The 18,751-nt window shown below is 61.0% G+C and carries 19 protein-coding genes; 7 read left to right on the plus strand and 12 right to left on the minus strand.

The annotated features are described in order from the left end of the window. The first annotated feature begins 8 nt into the window (after positions 1-8). Positions 9-926: an SMC-Scp complex subunit ScpB gene (scpB, locus tag BFN10_RS09280; protein ID WP_071489421.1), complete on the plus strand. Its 918-nt coding sequence runs from the start codon at positions 9-11 to the stop codon at positions 924-926. 187 nt (positions 927-1,113) lie between these two features. Further along, positions 1,114-2,325, plus strand: a complete 1,212-nt coding sequence (rluB, locus tag BFN10_RS09285) for a 23S rRNA pseudouridine(2605) synthase RluB (protein ID WP_010208149.1) — start codon at positions 1,114-1,116, stop codon at positions 2,323-2,325. A gap of 194 nt (positions 2,326-2,519) precedes the next feature. Here the strand turns inward: rluB and BFN10_RS09290 are convergent, their stop codons facing one another. Beyond that, the gene (locus BFN10_RS09290; protein WP_071489422.1) at positions 2,520-3,479 is read right to left on the minus strand and encodes a CgnE/CgnB domain-containing protein; all 960 of its coding nucleotides are present in this window, start codon (positions 3,477-3,479) and stop codon (positions 2,520-2,522) included. Between the two features lie 73 nt (positions 3,480-3,552). Beyond that, entirely contained in the window at positions 3,553-3,690 is a 138-nt protein-coding gene (locus tag BFN10_RS29435; protein WP_003175756.1) for a hypothetical protein, read from the minus strand. Positions 3,691-4,328: 638 nt separating this feature from the next. Between BFN10_RS29435 and BFN10_RS09295 the strand changes: the two genes are divergently transcribed. The 3 genes from BFN10_RS09295 (at position 4,329) to arfB (ending at position 6,961) form a co-directional block, all read left to right on the plus strand. Next, a complete protein-coding gene (locus BFN10_RS09295) occupies positions 4,329-5,750 on the plus strand; it encodes an amino acid permease (RefSeq protein ID WP_071489423.1) in 1,422 nt (473 codons plus the stop codon). Positions 5,751-5,851: 101 nt separating this feature from the next. Then, positions 5,852-6,535: a pentapeptide repeat-containing protein gene (locus BFN10_RS09300; protein ID WP_071489424.1), complete on the plus strand. Its 684-nt coding sequence runs from the start codon at positions 5,852-5,854 to the stop codon at positions 6,533-6,535. Positions 6,536-6,547: 12 nt separating this feature from the next. Continuing rightward, positions 6,548-6,961, plus strand: coding sequence for an alternative ribosome rescue aminoacyl-tRNA hydrolase ArfB (gene arfB, locus BFN10_RS09305; RefSeq protein WP_071489425.1), 414 nt, complete (start codon positions 6,548-6,550; stop codon positions 6,959-6,961). Here the strand turns inward: arfB and BFN10_RS09310 are convergent. The 3 genes from BFN10_RS09310 to BFN10_RS09325 form a co-directional block, all read right to left on the minus strand. Beyond that, on the minus strand, positions 6,958-8,154 hold the full coding sequence (locus tag BFN10_RS09310) for an MFS transporter (protein WP_071489426.1): 1,197 nt from the start codon (positions 8,152-8,154) through the stop codon (positions 6,958-6,960). The genes arfB and BFN10_RS09310 overlap by 4 nt on opposite strands. 104 nt (positions 8,155-8,258) lie before the next feature. Next, complete coding sequence (locus BFN10_RS09315; protein WP_071489427.1) at positions 8,259-8,441, minus strand: hypothetical protein; 183 nt, start codon at positions 8,439-8,441, stop codon at positions 8,259-8,261. 352 nt (positions 8,442-8,793) lie between these two features. Further along, positions 8,794-9,105 (minus strand): Mpo1-like protein, encoded by a 312-nt coding sequence (locus BFN10_RS09325; protein ID WP_071489429.1) that lies wholly within the window; start codon positions 9,103-9,105, stop codon positions 8,794-8,796. A gap of 160 nt (positions 9,106-9,265) precedes the next feature. Here BFN10_RS09325 and BFN10_RS09330 point away from each other — a divergent pair, with 160 nt between their 5' ends. Further along, the gene (locus BFN10_RS09330) at positions 9,266-10,324 is read left to right on the plus strand and encodes an AraC family transcriptional regulator (RefSeq protein WP_071489430.1); all 1,059 of its coding nucleotides are present in this window, start codon (positions 9,266-9,268) and stop codon (positions 10,322-10,324) included. Here BFN10_RS09330 and BFN10_RS09335 read toward each other — a convergent pair. The 7 genes from BFN10_RS09335 to BFN10_RS09365 all read right to left on the minus strand — a co-directional run bounded on the left by BFN10_RS09335 (position 10,281) and on the right by BFN10_RS09365 (position 17,722). Continuing rightward, entirely contained in the window at positions 10,281-11,735 is a 1,455-nt protein-coding gene (locus tag BFN10_RS09335) for a TrkH family potassium uptake protein (RefSeq protein WP_071489431.1), read from the minus strand. The genes BFN10_RS09330 and BFN10_RS09335 overlap by 44 nt on opposite strands. 176 nt (positions 11,736-11,911) lie before the next feature. Then, entirely contained in the window at positions 11,912-13,255 is a 1,344-nt protein-coding gene (locus BFN10_RS09340) for an imelysin family protein (protein WP_071489432.1), read from the minus strand. 128 nt (positions 13,256-13,383) lie between these two features. Further along, entirely contained in the window at positions 13,384-15,435 is a 2,052-nt protein-coding gene (locus BFN10_RS09345; protein WP_071489433.1) for a putative bifunctional diguanylate cyclase/phosphodiesterase, read from the minus strand. A 160-nt stretch (positions 15,436-15,595) separates the two neighbouring features. Beyond that, on the minus strand, positions 15,596-15,811 hold the full coding sequence (locus BFN10_RS09350) for a hypothetical protein (RefSeq protein WP_071489434.1): 216 nt from the start codon (positions 15,809-15,811) through the stop codon (positions 15,596-15,598). Positions 15,812-15,940: 129 nt separating this feature from the next. Then, positions 15,941-16,537, minus strand: a complete 597-nt coding sequence (locus BFN10_RS09355; protein ID WP_003212997.1) for a superoxide dismutase — start codon at positions 16,535-16,537, stop codon at positions 15,941-15,943. A 178-nt stretch (positions 16,538-16,715) separates the two neighbouring features. Then, a complete protein-coding gene (locus BFN10_RS09360; protein WP_071489435.1) occupies positions 16,716-17,315 on the minus strand; it encodes a LysE/ArgO family amino acid transporter in 600 nt (199 codons plus the stop codon). A gap of 5 nt (positions 17,316-17,320) precedes the next feature. After that, positions 17,321-17,722: an ACT domain-containing protein gene (locus tag BFN10_RS09365; RefSeq protein WP_071489436.1), complete on the minus strand. Its 402-nt coding sequence runs from the start codon at positions 17,720-17,722 to the stop codon at positions 17,321-17,323. 98 nt (positions 17,723-17,820) lie between these two features. On the opposite strand from BFN10_RS09365, the gene BFN10_RS09370 reads away from it, so the two are divergent. Further along, on the plus strand, positions 17,821-18,714 hold the full coding sequence (locus tag BFN10_RS09370) for a LysR family transcriptional regulator ArgP (RefSeq protein WP_071489437.1): 894 nt from the start codon (positions 17,821-17,823) through the stop codon (positions 18,712-18,714). Positions 18,715-18,751: the final 37 nt, after the last annotated feature.

Raw genomic sequence — 18,751 nt, forward strand, 5'->3', positions numbered from 1 at the left:
CTGAATCGATGAATCTGACTGAACCCCGCGAACTGGCACCGCTGCTGGAAGCTTTCCTACTGGCGTCGGGCAAACCGCAATCCCTGGAACGCTTGTTCGAACTCTTTGAAGAAGCCGAACGCCCCGAACCGCCGGTGTTCAAGAAGGCGCTGGAGATTCTGCGCAAGTCCTGCGACGGTCGTGCGTTCGAACTGCGCGAGGTGGCGTCGGGTTATCGCCTGCAGATTCGTGAGAAATTTTCCCCTTGGGTGGGCCGCCTGTGGGAAGAGCGCCCCCAGCGCTACTCGCGGGCGATGCTGGAGACCATGGCGCTGATCGCCTATCGCCAGCCCATCACCCGGGGCGAGATCGAGGACGTGCGGGGCGTGGCGGTCAACAGCCACATCGTCAAGACGCTGCTGGAGCGCGAGTGGATCCGCATCGTCGGTTACCGTGACGTGCCCGGCAAACCGGCGATGTTTGCCACCACCAAGGTGTTCCTCGACCATTTCAACCTGAAAAACCTCGACGACCTGCCGCCGCTGGCCGAATTGCGCGAGATGGAAGCCGAGCCGGTGCTCGACTTCGACGACGCCCCCGTCCCGGCCGGCCTGCAGGAACTGGCCGACGCCACCGCCGAGCCGGAAGAGCCGAAGGACGAAACCAGTTTCCATACCTTGCTGCTGGAACTGGACGACATGGAGCAGGGCATCAAGACCGACTTTGATGACTTGTTGCGTGACGGTGCGACTGAGGCAGAACCCCAGGAAACCGATCCCGAGCCAGAACCCGACCCTGAAGAAGACATCCTCGGCGTCGCTGAAGCCCGCGAAAAACTCCTGGCCGCCGTCGCCGCTCTCGAACAGCCGCCGTTGAGCGAGGAAGAAGACGAAGCCCGGGCCCTGGCCGAAGCCATCGAGGCCGAGCGTCGCCAGTTCGAAGATTGACACGGATCCCACATGGCTCACCGGTCGGCGGAAAAACCGACTGCCGGCCACTAATCGACTAGTCTCTGATGCGCAACGCGCGCCATGCGCGTATGATTCGCGACCCTTTGCCGAGCTATTCGGCCAAAGCCCCGCTTTCAACACTCTTCAGGCCATGCCTGAATCGACCCACCGGGAGGTGCTTAAGATGAACGACAAAGACCAGAACGACAGCCAGGAAATCGGCCCAGCAGGCGAAAAACTGCAAAAGGTGCTGGCGCGTATCGGCGTGGGCTCGCGCCGCGACGTCGAAGCCTGGATCACCCAGAAGCGCATCAAGGTCAACGGCGTCGAGGCTACCCTCGGCCAGCGCGTCGACCTGCACGACGCAATCACCATCGATGGCAAGGTCATCAAGCGTGAAGAGGCCGCCGAATCGGTGCGCCGCGTGATCATGTACAACAAACCCGATGGCGAGATCTGCACCCGTGACGACCCGGAAGGCCGTCCGACCGTGTTCGACAAGATGCCCAAGCCCAAAGAAGGCCGCTGGATCAACATCGGTCGTCTGGACATCAACACCACCGGCTTGCTGATGTTCACCACTGACGGTGAGCTGGCCAACCGCCTGATGCACCCGTCCTACGAGATGGACCGCGAGTACGCCGTGCGTGTACGCGGTGAAGTCGATGACGAGATGATCGAGCGCCTCAAGGCGGGCGTGGTGCTGGAAGACGGCCCGGCCAAGTTCACCGACATCAAGCAGGCACCGGGTGGCGAAGGTTTCAACCACTGGTACCACTGCGTGGTGATGGAAGGCCGTAACCGTGAAGTGCGTCGCCTGTGGGAATCCCAGGGCCTGGTGGTCAGCCGCCTGAAGCGCGTGCGTTTCGGTCCGGTGTTCCTCAACTCCGACCTGCCGATGGGCCGCTGGCGCGAAATGAGCCAGTACGAAGTCGACATCCTCAGCGCCGAAGTCGGCCTGACGCCGGTGGCGATGCCGCAGATGAACGCCAAGAGCAAAGACAAGCTTGAGCGGATGCAGCGTAAATCGTCGCGCCCGGTGGCGCGCACCGAGCGTGTTGCCCGCACCCTGCGACCTGCGTTGAATGCACCGGCGACTGGCGGTCGTATCTCCCGAGAGCCGCAGATCGAAGGTGAGCGCCGCCCAACCGCGCCGTCGCGTCAGGAAGGCGAGCGTGCGCCGCGTGCACCGCGTCCGGCCCCGGCCGGTGGTCGCAGCAACCGAGGTGAAGCGGATCGCCCAGCCGACAACGCCAGCACCAAGCGTCCAGCCAAGCCGGCGGCGAACAAGCGCCCTGGCCCGAAACTGGTCGCGGACGAGCCGTCTGGCAAGCGCCGTGGCGCACCGGCCGGTTCCGGCCAGCGTCCTGGTTTTGGTCGCAAGAAGCCGCAGTGATTTGATCGCCGCATAAAAAACGCCAACCCTCGGGTTGGCGTTTTTTTTTATCTGAATTTGAAATGCATTCAACTGTGGGAGGGGGCTTGCCCCCGATAGCGGTATGGCAGCCACCACATACATCAACTGACCGACTGCCATCGGGGGCAAGCCCCCTCCCACATTCAGATTTTCAGCGTTGGTTAACGCTTTGCTCAGAACGCAAAGGACCCGTCAAACACCGGCTTGTCATCCAGCGCCAACACCCCACTGGCAAAGATCAGATCCAGATGATGGCTGCCTTTCTGCCCACCTCCCAGTCCCAGGTGCAACCCGCAATGGCGCTCCTCGAACCCGGCGTTGCGCGCATACAGGTCCTTCACCCCTTCATTGGTACCAATCCCCAACTCTTCCACACGCCGGTTCGACGGATTGGCATTCAGGTACTTGTTGAAATCATCGGCCAACCCCGGCACTTCACTGGCCACGCTGCAGATGGTCGAGTTCTCGATCCACAGCTCCAGCGGTGACTCCAGCACGCCGTATTTGCGTGCGAACGGGATGGTGCTGAGAAAGGTGCCGACAAACCGCACCTGGCCATTGATCGCTTCGCTGTGGGTGGCGATCTCACCCGGCGCCAGGTCGTGGTTGCCGACGCCGTTGATATTGGTCCACTTCTTGATGCTGCTCATTGGCGCTTCCAGCCGCGAGCCATGTTTGTCGGTAAAGCTCAGCACGTTGGCCTGGGACATGCGCCGAATCAGCGTGGCGTTGAGGTCGGCGATGCGCTGCGGCTCGACGCTGAAGGTGTCGTAGAAATAGTCGCCGTAATCCTTGAACAGCAGGGATTTTTTCCAGTGTTCGGCCATCACGCCCTGCAGGGCACGGATGAAGTCCGGGCCTTCGGCGCGTGGGTTGGGCAGGGTAGAGGAGTCGTAGAGAAACAGGTACAGGTCGCAGGCTTCGATGGCTGTGGCCAGGGTGTCGCTGGCGGCCAGGTCCAGGCGCTGCACCTGGAAGTTGAAACGCGCGGCGCTGCCCTGGGTGATCGCCTGGGCGATGGCGTCGTAGCGCTCGGTATGGCCCAGCAGCACGGTGGGGCGGCTCAGGCCACTGAGGGCCGGATGGTGCGCGAGGTAGTAGAGAAAGTGTTCGACGGCGCGGGCCTTGTCCATGACGTACATCCTTCTGTGCCTTGGGTAAGGGAGCAGGTGCCGTGCACGGCACCTGCCGGGAGCGTGCCGGCTTTTAGAAAGGCCACATCGCGGTGCCAAATGGCACAACGGCGTCAGCTTGCATCATTTCAACGGCCGCCTCATGGGTCGGCGCTTCAAACCAGTCGTCGAGTTGCAGTTCGGTTTCCAGGTCGTTTTCCAGTGCTTGCATGGTGTATCTCCTAGAGGACGGTGTTTGAGAACGGCTTGCCAACGGGCTTCGTGGGCAAGTGGAAAGAACCTAGGAGAGAGTGTTTCAAAATGCAAAATTTTTATTGACACGGTTTCATTTGGATTTTTTGTTCTGTTTTCCCGGTTTGATTTTTTCTTCAGGAAAAACAGACAGCTGGCGCTGCTGAATTACGGGAAATTTCTGACCGCCATTTTTTATTCAGATCACAGCTGTAACGTGAATTTTCCATGCTGTAACGATTAATTTACGCGCAAATCACCACATTGTTGGCCGATTCTTTCCTGTAAGGATTACCTGACAGATCGTCGCACTCGCCTTGAGCAGGCGGCCCCAAGCTGTCGAGCGGTGTACAATGCGCCGCGTTTTACTGTGACCCCCTTGCGTATCCACGCAAAAGGCCAAGACCTCAGGGTTTACCCACCCTGATCACTCCGCCTGGCCACGAGCCGGACGGGTTCGATTTCGTCACAGATAAAAACAAACAGGTGACGCATGACCGTAAGAAAGACGCTGTACTCCTGGTGCCTGCGCTGGGGTTTGAGCGGCGCTGCTTGAGTCGTTGATTCAACGCAGCAACCTGCAGTCAAAATTCTCAAACCTTGCGTGAGACCCTTTTCATGAGTGGACCCCATTCCTCTTCAGGCGAGCTGAAACGCGGCCTGAAAAACCGGCATATCCAGCTGATCGCCCTCGGTGGCGCCATCGGTACCGGCCTGTTCCTCGGCTCGGCCGGGGTGCTCAAATCCGCCGGGCCGTCGATGATCCTGGGTTATGCCATCTGCGGCTTCATTGCCTTCATGATCATGCGCCAGCTTGGCGAAATGATCGTCGAAGAGCCGGTCGCCGGTTCCTTCAGCCACTTTGCCCACAAGTACTGGGGTGGTTTCGCCGGCTTCCTGTCGGGGTGGAACTGCTGGATTTTGTACATCCTGGTGGGCATGTCGGAACTGACCGCCGTCGGCAAATACGTGCACTACTGGTGGCCGGAGATCCCGACCTGGGTCTCGGCCGCGGCGTTCTTCGTGCTGATCAACCTGATCAACCTGGCCAACGTCAAAGTGTTCGGTGAGGCCGAGTTCTGGTTCGCCATCATCAAGGTGGTGGCCATCGTCGGCATGATCGCCCTGGGCAGCTACCTGCTGGTCAGCGGCAGCGGCGGGCCGCAGGCGTCGGTGAGCAACCTGTGGGACCACGGTGGTTTCTTCCCCCACGGCGTCGGCGGATTGGTGATGGCCATGGCGATCATCATGTTCTCCTTTGGCGGCCTGGAAATGCTCGGTTTCACCGCTGCCGAGGCGGATAAGCCACGTACCGTGATCCCGAAGGCGATCAACCAGGTGATCTATCGCATCCTGATCTTCTACATCGGCGCCCTGGTGGTGCTGTTGTCGCTGACGCCGTGGGACAGCCTGCTGGAAACCCTCAACGCTTCCGGTGATGCCTACAGCGGCAGCCCGTTCGTGCAGGTGTTCTCGATGCTGGGCAGCAACACCGCCGCGCATATCCTTAACTTTGTGGTGCTGACGGCGGCGCTGTCGGTATACAACAGCGGCACCTACTGCAACAGCCGCATGTTGCTGGGCATGGCCGAGCAGGGCGATGCGCCCAAGGCATTGGCCAAGATCGACAAGCGCGGCGTGCCGGTGCGTTCCATCCTCGCCTCGGCGGCGATCACCCTGGTGGCGGTGTTGATGAACTACCTGATTCCGCAGCACGCGCTGGAACTGCTGATGTCCCTGGTGGTGGCCACGCTGGTGATCAACTGGGCGATGATCAGCTTCTCCCACTTCAAATTCCGCCAGCACATGAACCGCACCGGCCAGGTGCCGCTGTTCAAGGCGTTGTGGTACCCCTACGGCAACTTCGTTTGCCTGGCGTTCGTGGTGTTCATCCTGGTGATCATGCTGATGATCCCGGGGATCCAGGTGTCGGTGTACGCGATTCCGGTGTGGGTGGCGTTTATGGCGGTGTGTTATGGGATCAAGAACAAACGCAAGGCACGTGCGGCCGTGAGCACAACGGGGGCAGTTCTGGAGTAGGACCTTTCCTCAAACAGCAGACCCGGCGCCGTGCCGGGTTTTTTGTTTGGGTGAGCGGGTTAGAATCGCCCCTGGTTTTTTCGAGCGTGCCCGGAGGTCCCATGCAACACATCGATATCGACGGCGGCGCCTTTCAGCGTGATGAGTTGGAAGACCTGATTGACCAGCACTCCGGCCCCTTGCGCCTCACTGGCGTGGACTTGAGCGGCGCCGATTTGTCGCGCATGACCCTGGATCATTGGGTGTTCGAACGCTGCATCCTGGTCCAGACTTCTTTCTTGGGGGCTCGCCTGGAAGGCACGCTGTGGAAAAGCTGCCGTGCCAGCCTTGCCATTTTCGAAGCGGCCAACCTGCTGGAAGCGCAATTCCACAACTGCGACCTGAACAACACCCGCTGGCAGCGCAGCAAGCTTTCCCAGGCCAGTTTTGAACACTGCAAGTTGACCGGCGCCAACTTCACCCATTGCGCCTCGCTGGGCCTGAGTTTCAGCGAAACGCGGCTGAACAGCGCTTTTCTGTCTGGATTGTCGTTCGCACGCACCGTGCTGAATAACCTGGATTTTTCCGACAGCGATTTGTCTGATGCCGACTTTCGCAAGGCTGAGCTGATCGATTGCAGCCTCGCCCATGCTCGCATCAATGGCGCCAACTTTGCCGACGCCGACCTACGCGGTGCGGATTTGAGCGGGTTTCGCCTCAATGATGCCAAACTGTTCAAAGGCGCCGTGATTTCCAAAGCCCAGGCGTCGATGCTCTTGTCTGAGTTGGGCTTGTCCGTTGCCTAAGGTTTTTGATTGATGCTGGTAATTTCCAACAACGTGCACCTGCCGGATGCCGAGGTCGAGCTGACCGCTATCCGCGCCCAGGGCGCTGGTGGGCAGAACGTCAACAAGGTGTCGAGCGCCGTGCACCTGCGCTTTGATATTCCCGCATCGTCGCTGCCGGACTTCTACAAGGAACGGTTGCTGGCGCTGCGTGACAGTCGCATTACCAGCGAAGGCGTGCTGGTGCTCAAGGCGCAACAATACCGGACCCAGGAGCAGAACCGCGCGGATGCGCTGGAGCGCCTGGTGGAGTTGATCCTCAGCGCTACCAAGGTGGAGAAAAAGCGCCGCCCGACCAAGCCGACCCTGGGCTCGAAAAAGCGTCGCCTCGAATCCAAGACCAAGCGCGGCAGCATCAAGGCTGGGCGTGGCAAGGTCGATTTTTAGTCGCCGCGTGCCTCACGGGCTTTCGGCGCTTGTCGGTACAGGTAAACACTGAGCAGCAAGCCACCCAAGGCGGCGAGGGCGGCGAACAGGAAGATCGACGCAAAGCCAAACCCCGCCGCCACGGCACCGGCGAGCGGGCCGGTGATGCCCAACGACAGGTCGATAAACAGCGAGTAAGCCCCCACCGCCGAGCCTCGGCTGGACGCCGGTACCAAGTTGACGGCTTCGACGCCCAAGGCGGGAAACACCAGGGAGAAGCCAAACCCGCTCAACGCCGCGCCGGCCAGGGCCAGGCTGGCATCCGGGGCGAGCCATAGCAACAGCAGGCCGAGGATCTCCACCGACAGGCAGGCAATCGCCACGCGAAACCCGCCGATCCGGTTGATCAGGTTGCCGAACAGCAGCCGTGCACCGATAAAGCTGGCGCCGAACAGGCTCAATGCCCACACCGCGTTATCCCAGTGCTGGGTGGTGTAGTACAGGGTGATGAAGGTCGCGATGGTGCCAAATCCAATCGAGCCCAGCGCCAGCGCGCAGCCGTGGGGCAATACCCGGCCCAGCACATTCATGAAGGGCAGGCGCACGCCGGCCACGATCGGTGCGGCGACCTTGTTCCAGGCCAACAGCAGGCCGACGATGGCCAGCAGGATGATGCTGACCCCCATGCTCCACAACCCGAAACTCTTCACCAGCACGACGCCCAACGGTGCACCGACCGCCAGTGCGCCGTAGCTGGCGATGCCGTTCCAGGAAATGACCTTGGCGGTGTTCTGCGCGCCGACCCGGCCGATGCCCCAGCCGATGGCGCCCGAGCCCACCAGGCTTTCCGCGCTGCCCAGCACCAGGCGGCCGATCAACAGGCTGCCCAGGCTCAAGGCCGGCAGGCTGGAGAACCACGCAGCGAGCAGCATGAACACGCCGCTCAGGCCGCAGCCGGCCAGGCCGATCAGCACGGCGCGCTTGCTCCCCAGGTTGTCGATGATCTTGCCCGCGTACGGGCGGCTCAGCAGGGTAGCCAGGTATTGCACACTGATCACCAGGCCGGCAATCACCGCGCCGTAGCCCAGTTCACTGTGGACATAGCCCGGCAACACGGCCAGGGGGATGCCGATATTCAGGTAGCCGATGAAGGTGAACAGGACGATGGAAACAACTTGCAGCGTGACCGCCATGGGGCGCTGGGTATCGAGCATGGGAGGGGTCCACTGTCGCAGCAGGTAAAGATAGGTTGCTAATGATACCGGTGGTTTGCTTCGCGCAGGGCGCTAAAACACAAAAACCTCGGATCAAAAAGACCTCAGGCGCGCGCAGGGGCCAGCAGTTGGGTGGTGACCAGGGCGGCCAGCGCGTTTTCCTGGGTGCCGAAACGCTTGAGCAGTACGGCCTGTTTCTCCGCGCTGAGGCGGTTCCACACCTCGACCATCTGCAGGGCTGCGTCGAGTACAGCGGTGTCCGGGTTGTCGGGGAGGGTATCGGTCATGGCGGGGCCTCGATTCATTCAGGCAGTGTGGAAAGCGCTTAACGTTGCGCTTTCCACACGGTCTGGTACGGCGTCAGTCCTGGCTTTTGCTGTCGACTGGTTTGGCTTCTTTTTTGGCCTCAGGCTGTTTATCGCTGGCCTGCTGCGGTGTTGGCTGCTCTGTAGGGTGCAGGCTTGGGAAGGGGAGATTAGGTATCTCGTGCATCGTCGTCGCTCCTCGCAAGGTCTGTTTTTTCAATCGCAGGTGATTCCGCGCTCTCAAAAAGCCTTGGCAGGATACAGCACCGCAAATGACAAAAAGATTTTTATGTCGCCGGATGCAGGAACTTTCATCGTTTAAACGGTCGTTCGCCTAGAACGGCACCTTGCCCAGAATCATGTCGCGGTACATCACAAAGTCCCCCAACAAGCTGTAAAACGGGTGCTGAAAGGTCGCCGGGCGGTTCTTTTCGAAGAAGAAGTGGCCGACCCAGGCAAAGCTGTAGCCGGCAATCGGCAACGCGACCAGCAAGCCCAACGAACCCCGGCCGATGGCATACGCCAGAATGCCGATTACCAGCGTGGTACCGATGAAATGCAGGCGCCGGCAGGTACTGTTGGCGTGCTCGGCCAGGTAGTAGGGGTAGAACTCAGCAAAGCTATTGAATCGCTTGATGTTTTCCACAGTGGCTGGCCCTTTGATTGTTATGCCGCCCAACAGATGTTCGGCGGGGAGCTTATTTGAGTCTAGAGTGATCAGTAGTAACAGCCAGTGACAATAGATGCCACTTTAGTATCCTTGGCTTCCTGGCTGTCGTTTGAGCCTGCTTTATTAAGAAGACGCCATGAGCGAACGAACAACTTCTGCAAGCTGGGCGATGGGGATAGTCAAGGCACTGGAAATGGACGGCCTGGATTGCCGCGCCTTGTTCAGGCAACTGGGCCTGGACTACGCCGCCCTGAATGACCCCGATGCGCGGTTTCCACAGGATTGCATGACCCGCCTGTGGCAGCGCGCGGTGGAGCTGTCGGGCAATCCGGCGATCGGTCTGAACATGGGCAAAGTGGTGCGGCCGGCGTCGTTTCATGTGGCCGGCTATGCGCTGATGTCCAGCAACACCCTCGCCGAGGGTTTTATGCGCCTGGTGCGTTACCAGCGCATCATCGCTGAAAGTGCCGACCTGAGTTTCCGACTGATCCCCGAAGGGTATGCGCTGATTCTGACGGTGCATGGCGATCACCTGCCGCCGACGCGGCAAAGCGCCGAAGCCTCGCTGGCCAGTGCCCTGGCGTTGTGTGGCTGGCTCACCGGCCGCACCCTGCAGCCGCGCAAGGTGGTGCTGCAAGGTGATCAGCCGGCGGACCTTGGCCCGTACAAACAAGCCTTCCACGCACCCCTGGAGTTCAACGCGCCCTACGACGCGTTGATTTTCGAGCGGGCCGACATGGAAGCGCCGCTGCCCACGGCCAACGAGGCCATGGCGCTGTTGCATGATCGATTTGCCGGTGAATACCTGGCGCGTTTCTCGGAAAGCCGCGTGACCCACAAGGCGCGGCAAGTGCTGTGCCGGCTGTTGCCCCAGGGCGAGCCCAAGCGTGAAGTGGTGGCGCAGACGTTGCACCTGTCCCAGCGCACCTTGCAGCGGCGGCTACAAGAGGAGGGCACCAGCTTCCAGACCCTGCTCGACGACACCCGACGCGAACTCGCCGAGCAATACCTGGCACAGCCGAGCATGACCTTGCTGGAAATCGCCTACCTGTTGGGTTTTGCCGACCCGAGCAACTTCTTCCGTGCGTTTCGTCGCTGGTTCGATGCCACGCCCGGCGAATACCGGACGCGGTTGTTGGAAACCTCGGTTGTCAGTGACGCCAAAAAGCCGGAATACACAGAACAAAGACCGTAATGATCTCGAGTCGACCGAGCAGCATGCCCAATGACAGGATCCATTTGGCCGCATCCGGCAGGCTGGCGAAGTTGCCCGCCGGGCCGATGGTTTCCCCCAGGCCCGGGCCGACACCGGACACCGTGCTGGCGGCGCCGGTCAAGGCGGTCATCCAGTCCAGGCCCAGCAGCGACAACGCGAGGGCGATGGCGCAGATGGTGATGGCAAAGAAAAACGAAAACGTCAGGATCGAACGCACGATCTCTTCATCCAGGCGGTGGCCGTTGTACTTTTGCTTGATCACCGCGCGCGGGTGAATCAGCTGGTTCAAGTTGGCCTTGAGCAGGATGTAGGCGACCTGGAAACGGAAGATCTTGATCCCGCCGGCTGTCGAGCCCGAGCAACCACCGATAAACCCCAGGTAGAAGAACAGCATCAGTGAGAAGTTGCCCCACAGGCTGTAGTCCCCCAACGCGAAACCGGTGGTGGTGACCACCGAGGTCACGTTCAACGCCACATGGCGCAGGGCATCGAGCCAATGCAGGTTGGTGGTCCACCAGTACCAGGTACCGAGCACCAACCAGGTCACGATCAGCAAACCGAGCAAGCCTTGTACCTGCTGATCCTTGATCAGTGCCTTGCGGTTGCCGCGCAACGTGGCCACATACAGGGTGAACGGCAGGCTGCCGAGAATCATCACCACCACCGCCACCCAGTGCACCGCCGGTTGTTTCCAATGGGCCAGGGACTCATCCGAGGTGGAGAAGCCGCCGGTGGAAATCGCCGACATTGCGTGGTTGATTGCATCGAACAGGCCCATGCCCGCCCACCAGAACGCCAGGCTGCCAAGGATGGTGATACCCACGTAGGCCGCCACGATCAGCCGCGCCACCATGTGCGAGCGGGGCATGACTTTTTCCGAGCGGTCCGAGGACTCGGTCTGGAACAGGCGCATGCCACCGATGCGCAGCAGCGGCAGGATCGCTACCGCCATGCCGATAAAACCGATACCACCGAGCCAGTGCAGCAGCGAGCGCCACATCAGGATGCCAGGCGACAGGGTGTCCAGGCCGCTCAACACCGTGGAGCCGGTGGCGGTGATGCCGGACATGCTTTCGAAGAACGAGTCGGTGTAGCTGATGTGCTGGGTCAACAGAAAGGGCAGCGCGGCGAAGACACACACCACCACCCAGCTGCTGACGGTCAGCAGGTACATGTCCCGCGGGCGCAGGTGCACATGCTCGGGGCGACCGGGAATCACCAGGGCCAGGCCGGCGAGAAAGGTGATCATGCTGGCCCACAGGAACGAAGGCAGGTCGCTGGTGCGTTCGAAAATCACCAGGGTGGCCATGGGCACGACCATGGCGATCGCGAGGGTGATCAGGAAGATGCCGATGATGAAACCGATGATACGCAGGGTCGGCAACGCCATGAAATTCGCTCGAGGTAGGGCAGAGGCGCCATTCTACCTGGGGTGCAAGGCATGTAAACCGGGGTTTGAGGCAATGCAGTCAAATGTGGGAGGGGGCTTGCCCCGATGGCGGTGTGTCAGTAAACATGTGCTTCACTGACACACCGCTATCGGGAGCAGGCCCCCTCCCACCTGGATCAGAACTCGTGATCAGCGTTATCCGGGTTCAGGTCGCTGATACCCAGCTTGCCCGCTGCCGCTTCGATCGAGCCAGTCTGCTTGACCAGTGCGGCGATGGCGTCGCGCACGATCTGGTTGCCTGCGTCATTGCCGGCTGCGATCAACTGGTCGTAGTGCTCACCCTTGTTGGCGTGGTCCACCATGACCTGGATCTTCGCTTCGGTTGCCGCCAGGTCCGCTTTCAAGGCGGTGTCGGCAGCCGGGTCGGCCTTGGCCACCAGGGACGACAGGCTGGCGCCGGTCATTTTGGTGCCGTCGACGCGGGTGTACTCGCCCAGGTAGACGTTGCGGATGCCCTTGGCGTCGTAGAAGTGCGAGTTGTGCGTGTTGTCGCTGAAGCAGTCCTGTTCGTCTTCCGGCGAGTTGGCTTCCAGGGACACCTTCATGCGCTCACCGGCCAGCTCGCCCAGGGACAGGCTGCCCATGCCGAACAACATTTTGCGCAGGCCGTCGGTGGCAGGTTCCGCCTCCAGGGTGGCGCGGTAGTTGTCTTCGACGTTGGGTTTCCAGTTGCCGACCATTTCTTCCAGGTCGCTGACCAGCAGTTGGGTCACGGCACGCAGGTAAGTGCGGCGGCGCTCGTTGTGGCCACCGGTGGCACCGTCGCCCGTCAGGTAGTCCGACGCCGGACGGTTGCCGGCGCCTGGGCCGGTGCCGTTCAGGTCCTGGCCCCACAGCAGGAATTCGATGGCGTGGTAGCCGGTGGCGACGTTGGCTTCGGAACCGCCCAGCTCATTGAGGCTGGCGAGTTTTTCCGGCGTGATGTCCTTCACGTCGACCTTGTCTTCGCCGACCTGGATCTGGGTGTTGGCAATGATATTGGCGGTGGCGCCCGGGTTGCCCAGGGCGTGTTCGTAGGACTTGTCGACGTAGTCGATCAGGCCTTCGTCCAGCGGCCATGCGTTCACCTGGCCTTCCCAGTCGTCGATGATGGTGTTGCCGAAGCGGAACACTTCGCTCTGCAGGTACGGGACGCGGGCGGCGATCCAGGCGGTACGTGCGGCTTTCAGGGTTTCGTCGTTCGGCTTGGCGAGGAACGCGTCGATCGCGGTTTGCAGGGTTTTCGCGGTGGACTCGGCATCGCTGTAGACCGCAAATACCATGTCTGCGTAATGCGCGACCACGGCCTTGGCGGCCGCTTCGTCGACCTGGCCGGCAGGGGTGGCAGCCGCTGGAGCGGTAGTGCTGGCAGCCGGGGTCGGCGCCTGTGGCGCTGCGGCCTTGTCTTTACCTTCGCCACAGCCGGCGAGAGAAATGGCAATGGCCAGCAGACTGGCGGTGGCCAGGGGCATACGAATCATGGCGAACATCCTGCTTCGGTTGTTGATGGGGCGCGCGGGGGGAGCGCAAAAACTGCGACATAATGCGAAAGATTTGCATTTTGTGTAAAGGGTTATACGCGGGAAATATTCAGTATCGTTTTGGCCGGTCAAAGAATGACGGCGTTGTTACGCTCCGACTGCTTGAGAAATGCCGCCAGCTCCCTGGCCTGCAAGGGTTTGCTGTAGTGGTAACCCTGACCCTCATGGCAGCCCTCGGAGATGATGTAGGCCTCCTGCTCAGCGGTTTCCACGCCTTCGGCGATCACCTGCATGCCCAGGCTTTTGCCCAGTTGGATGATCGCGCGCACGATGGTGGCATCGTCGTCATCGTCCAGCAGGTCCTGGACGAAGCTCTTGTCGATCTTGATCTTGTCCAGGGGCAGGCTTTTCAAGTAGCTGAGGGATGAGTAACCGGTGCCAAAGTCATCAATGGCAATCAACGCCCCGGAACGACGCAGGCTCAGCAGATGCTGGGCCGCGGTGCTGATGTCTTCCATCAGGCCGGTTTCGGTGACTTCCAGTTCCAGGCTGCGCGGCGGCAGGCGGTAGATCTGCATCAGGTTATTGACCACCCGTGGCAGTTCGGTGTGGTGCAGTTGCACGGTGGACAAATTGACCGCCATGCGCAGGTCGGTGAAGCCCAGGTCGTGCCATTCGCGCAATTGCCGGCAGGCCTGGTCCAGTACCCATTCGCCAATCGGAATAATGGTGCCGTTCTGCTCGGCCAGCGGGATAAACAGGTCCGGCGGTACCAGGCCATGCTCTGGATGCTGCCAGCGGATCAGCGCCTCCACACCGACCACGCGGTGATCGCGGTAGCTGATCTGCGGTTGGTACACCAAATGGAATTGGTTGCGACTGAGCGCTTCGCGCAGGTCTTTTTCCAGCTCGCGGCGGCGGCGCATTTCGCTGTCGACGCTGGCGATATAGAACTGATAACGGTTGCGCGAACGGGTCTTGGCCAGGGTCATGGTCTGTTCGGCTTTTTGCAGCAGCTTTTCGGTGCTGTCGCCGTCTTCCGGGAACAGGGTGATGCCGATGGTGGCGCGCAGGCGGATGCCTTCGTGGTCGAGAGCGAACTCCGCCTCCAGGTCGTCCAGAATGCTTTGTGCCAGCTCGGCGGCCTCGTAAGGCTGGTCGATATCGGCCTGCACCAGGGCGAACTGGTCGCCGCCCAGTCGGGCGAGTGCGCCGAGGCGGCCGCTGTGGGCACGCAATCGGTCGGCCAAGGCCAGCAACAATTTGTCACCGGCCTGGTAGGTGAACTGTTCGTTGACGCTCTTGAAGTCATCCAGCCCCACGCACAATACCGCTACGCGCCGTTGTCGACGGCCGGCGTCGATGAGAATCTTGTCCAGTTGCTCCTGCAGTTTCTGGCGGTTCGGCAGGCCGGTGAGGAAGTCGTACTGGGCCATGCGCAACAGGCTGCTTTCGGCCTCATGACGCAAATGGGTGTTACGTTCGATGGATTCGAGTAATTGGTTGGCGGTGTTGATCCACAGCCCCAACTCGTTGCGCTCGTGGCCCTTGAGCTGCGGGATCTTGTGTTCGCTGGGCCGGTCCGGGTTGATCGACGTCAGGTGCTCGATGATCCGTGACAGCGGCTTGGTCAGCAGCCAGTGATAGACCAGGTACAGCACCAGGCCCATGGCCAGGGCACGTAACACCCCGGAAATGAAGATGATCACCGAGTTGACGATAAAGCCCTGGCCATAAGTCGCGGTGTCGAGGGTGATGCTCAGGTCGCCGTAATACTCGCTGTAGGGGCCTTTGCCCACCAGCGCCGTGGTGAAGGTGCGTTCCCGGCCAAGAATCAGGTCGGTCAACCAGCGGCTGGGCGCTCGCTGCAAGGCACGGCTTTTTTCTGCCAGCATGGTTTCGTTGGGGTGGCCGATGGACGCCATGCGCACGGCGTCATCCTGGAACAGGCCCTCAATCACTTGCATGCCCATCTCGCGGTCCAGGCTGTAGACGGCCTGGGTCGAGGGGTCGCGAAACATGTCGAGGATGCGCTGGGCATCGCCGGCTACGGCCTGGCGTGTCTTGTAGGCATCAAAGACGATCTGCGCCACGCTCAGCACGACGCCCACGATCAATGCCGACAGCAGCACAACCCGTAGCAACTTCACCGACAAGCTGTTCTTGAGTTCCAGCTTCAAAGGGTCATTCCTTGTTCCATGCGGGTAGCCTCAATATGCCATGAGTATTGGCAATCTGGTGAGGGCAGTCAAAGGAACATTGGGGTTAACCGGGTTTGAAGGAGGGGAGCGAGGCGGATTGCTGTCCGCCCGCCCGTTACGAGCCGCGGCGGCGGGTCGTTTAAAACTTCAGCGTGCGGTTTCCTAATTCCAGTGTGTTCGAATAATCAACCGATTTTTTGGTGGGTTCGAAAGCCTGGTCAAGCATTTTCCCCAAAGTCTTGGCTGCCACGTCAGCAAAGGGTTGGGCAAGCGGTAAGAGGGACTTGGTGATGTCGCCAGCGGTTTTAACAACGTCGCCAACGATAGGCAGAGCTGCGAGTGCGCCAATGGTCATTGTGATTTCTCCGACAGATAAGAGAGGCTGATTCCTCCAGAGACTGCGTGGCAAAGGCCTGTCACTCAGTTCCATCACGCACAAAAAAGCCCGGCATTCGCCGGGCTCTTTTTTTACTGCAAGCAGTGCTTAGGCAGTGAAGGTCTTGCCTTCGAACTGCTCAGCCACGAACTTCCAGTTGACCAGGTTCCAGAACGCTTCCACATACTTTGGACGCACGTTGCGGTAGTCGATGTAGTAGGCGTGTTCCCACACGTCGCAGGTCAGCAGCGGGGTGTCGCCGCTGGTCAGCGGGTTGCCGGCGCCGATGGTGCTGGCCAGGGCCAGGGAACCGTCAGCCTTTTTCACCAGCCAGCCCCAACCGGAGCCGAAGGTGCCGACGGAGGTCTTGGTGAACTCTTCCTTGAACTTGTCGAACGAACCGAACGCCGCGTTGATGGCTTCAGCCAGCGCGCCGGTAGGTTGGCCGCCGGCGTTTGGCGCCAGGCAGTTCCAGTAGAAGGTGTGGTTCCAGACCTGGGCAGCGTTGTTGAAGATACCGCCCGAAGAGGATTTGACGATCTCTTCCAGGGTCTTGCCTTCGAACTCGGTGCCTGGCACCAGGTTGTTCAGGTTCACGACATAGGTGTTGTGGTGCTTGTCGTGGTGGTATTCCAAGGTTTCCTTGGAGATGTGCGGCTGCAGGGCATCGTGTGCGTAGGGCAGCGGCGGCAATTCGAAAGCCATGATAAATCTCCTAATCAGGTCAGTTGCGGTGAGCGCAAGGCCGATCACGGGCGGCCAAACAAGCGCCGGGGAGTTTGTACTCTTTGCGGCGCAGGGTCAGGATCATAGCACCGGGGTTGTGGCAAAACCACGCAACAACTGTGTGGGATAGAGGTTCCAGAGCGTTTTGGAATATTCCTCAGGCACTGATCAATTGATAGGCCACGCTGAACATCATCACCGCCACCAACAGGTCCAGCAGGCGCCAGGTGGCCGGGCGTGCCAGCCAGGGTGCCAGCCACGCCGCGCCGAGCGCGAGGGTTGCGAACCACAGCAGCGACGCACTGGCCGCGCCGGCGACGTAGGCGCCGGGTTCGGTTTGTTGGGCGCCGAGTGAGCCGATCAGCAACACGGTGTCCAGGTACACGTGAGGGTTGAGCAGGGTGACGGCCAGCGCGCTGAGCAGCACCGCGCGCAGCGGGCGCACCTGTAGGTTGCCGCCCTGGTCCAGGCTCTGTTTCGAACAGGCCCGGCGGAGTGCGCAGGCCCCGTACCAGATCAGGAAAGCTGCGCCGCCCCAGCGTGCGATCGCCAGCAGTATCGGGCTCTGCGCCAGCACTGTGGCCAGGCCGAATACCCCGGCGGCCACCAGCAGCGCATCGCACACCACACACAGCGCTGCCACGGGTAAATGATGTTCACGGCGCAGGCTTTGCGCCAAGACAAAGGCATTCTGGGTGCCGATGGCCATGATCAGGCCGAGGGCGACCAGCAAACCATTCAGGTAGCTTTGCCACATAGGGTCTACTCCGCGTTTGCCGCCAGTTGCTGCAACACGTGCATGGCACGCTGGGCATCGGCACGGCCGACGAACAGGTGGTCGTGGTAATAGCCGGCAATCACGTTGCAACTGATGCCGGCCTTGCCCAAGGCACTGGCGAAGGCGGCGGTCAGGCCCACGGCCTCCAGGGCCGAGTGCACATTCAAGGTGATCCACGCGGCGACGTAGTCGAAGGCCAGCCCAGCCTGTTCCGCTTGTTGGCGTTCGACGATCAGGGTCAGGCCTTCTTGTTCGCGGAAGCTGCCGATCACCTCGCAACCGGCAGGGATACGCTGATCAGGCAGGGTGCAGAATACGTAGTCGCCGTCATTCAGATGAGGGCTCATGCTGCGCAGCAGGGTAGCCAGGGCGGTTTCGCCAGCCATGGGAGGTTCCTTATAAAGAGAGAAGCGATGCTGGCTATTCTCATCGCGCAGGCTGTATAAGAAAAACCAATATTGCTGATCGCTCATTAGAGAAACTGATGTTCGACTATAAATTGCTTTCCGCTCTGGCGGCGGTGGTGGAGCAGGCGGGCTTCGAGCGCGCCGCCCAGGTGCTGGGGTTGTCGCAGTCGGCGATCTCCCAGCGCATCAAGTTGCTGGAGGCGCGTATCGGCCAGCCGGTACTGGTGCGGGCCACGCCGCCGACACCCACCGATATCGGCCGTCGCCTGCTCAACCATGTGCAACAGGTGCGCCTGCTGGAGCGCGACCTGCAAAGCCAGGTGCCGTCCCTGGATGAGGAAGGCATGCCCGAGCGCCTGCGTATCGCGTTGAACGCCGACAGCCTCGCCACCTGGTGGGCCGAGGCCGTCAGTGGTTTTTGCGCCGAGCAGCATCTGCTGTTGGATCTGGTGGTGGAGGACCAGACCGTAGGCCTCAAGCGCATGCGCGCCGGTGAAGTGGCGGCCTGTATCTGCGCCAGCGAGCGCCCGGTGGCCGGGGCACGTAGCCTGCTGCTGGGGGCCATGCGTTATCGCGCGTTGGCCAGCCCGGCCTTTATTGCCCGGCACTTTCCCGACGGCGTGCGCGCCGACCAACTGGCACGCACCCCGGCATTGGTTTTTGGCCCGGATGATTTCCTGCAACACCGCTACCTGGCATCCCTCGGCGTGGATGGCGGCTTCGAGCACCATTTATGCCCATCGTCCGAAGGCTTTATTCGCCTGACCGAAGCGGGCCTGGGTTGGGGGCTGGTGCCGGAATTGCAGGTGCGCGACCAACTGCAAAAAGGCCTCTTGGTCGAGTTATTGCCAGATAAGCCCATCGATGTGCCGTTGTACTGGCATCATTGGCGCAGTGGCGGGCAACTGCTGGGCTTGTTGACCGACCATCTGGCCCAGGCATGCGGGCAGTGGTTGGTGCCGTTGGAGTGATGGCGTGCGTCAAGGCAACAGCGATGAAAAACGAAAG

Origin of the sequence: Pseudomonas extremorientalis (assembly GCF_001870465.1) — a bacterium.
Classification (GTDB): domain Bacteria; phylum Pseudomonadota; class Gammaproteobacteria; order Pseudomonadales; family Pseudomonadaceae; genus Aquipseudomonas; species Aquipseudomonas extremorientalis.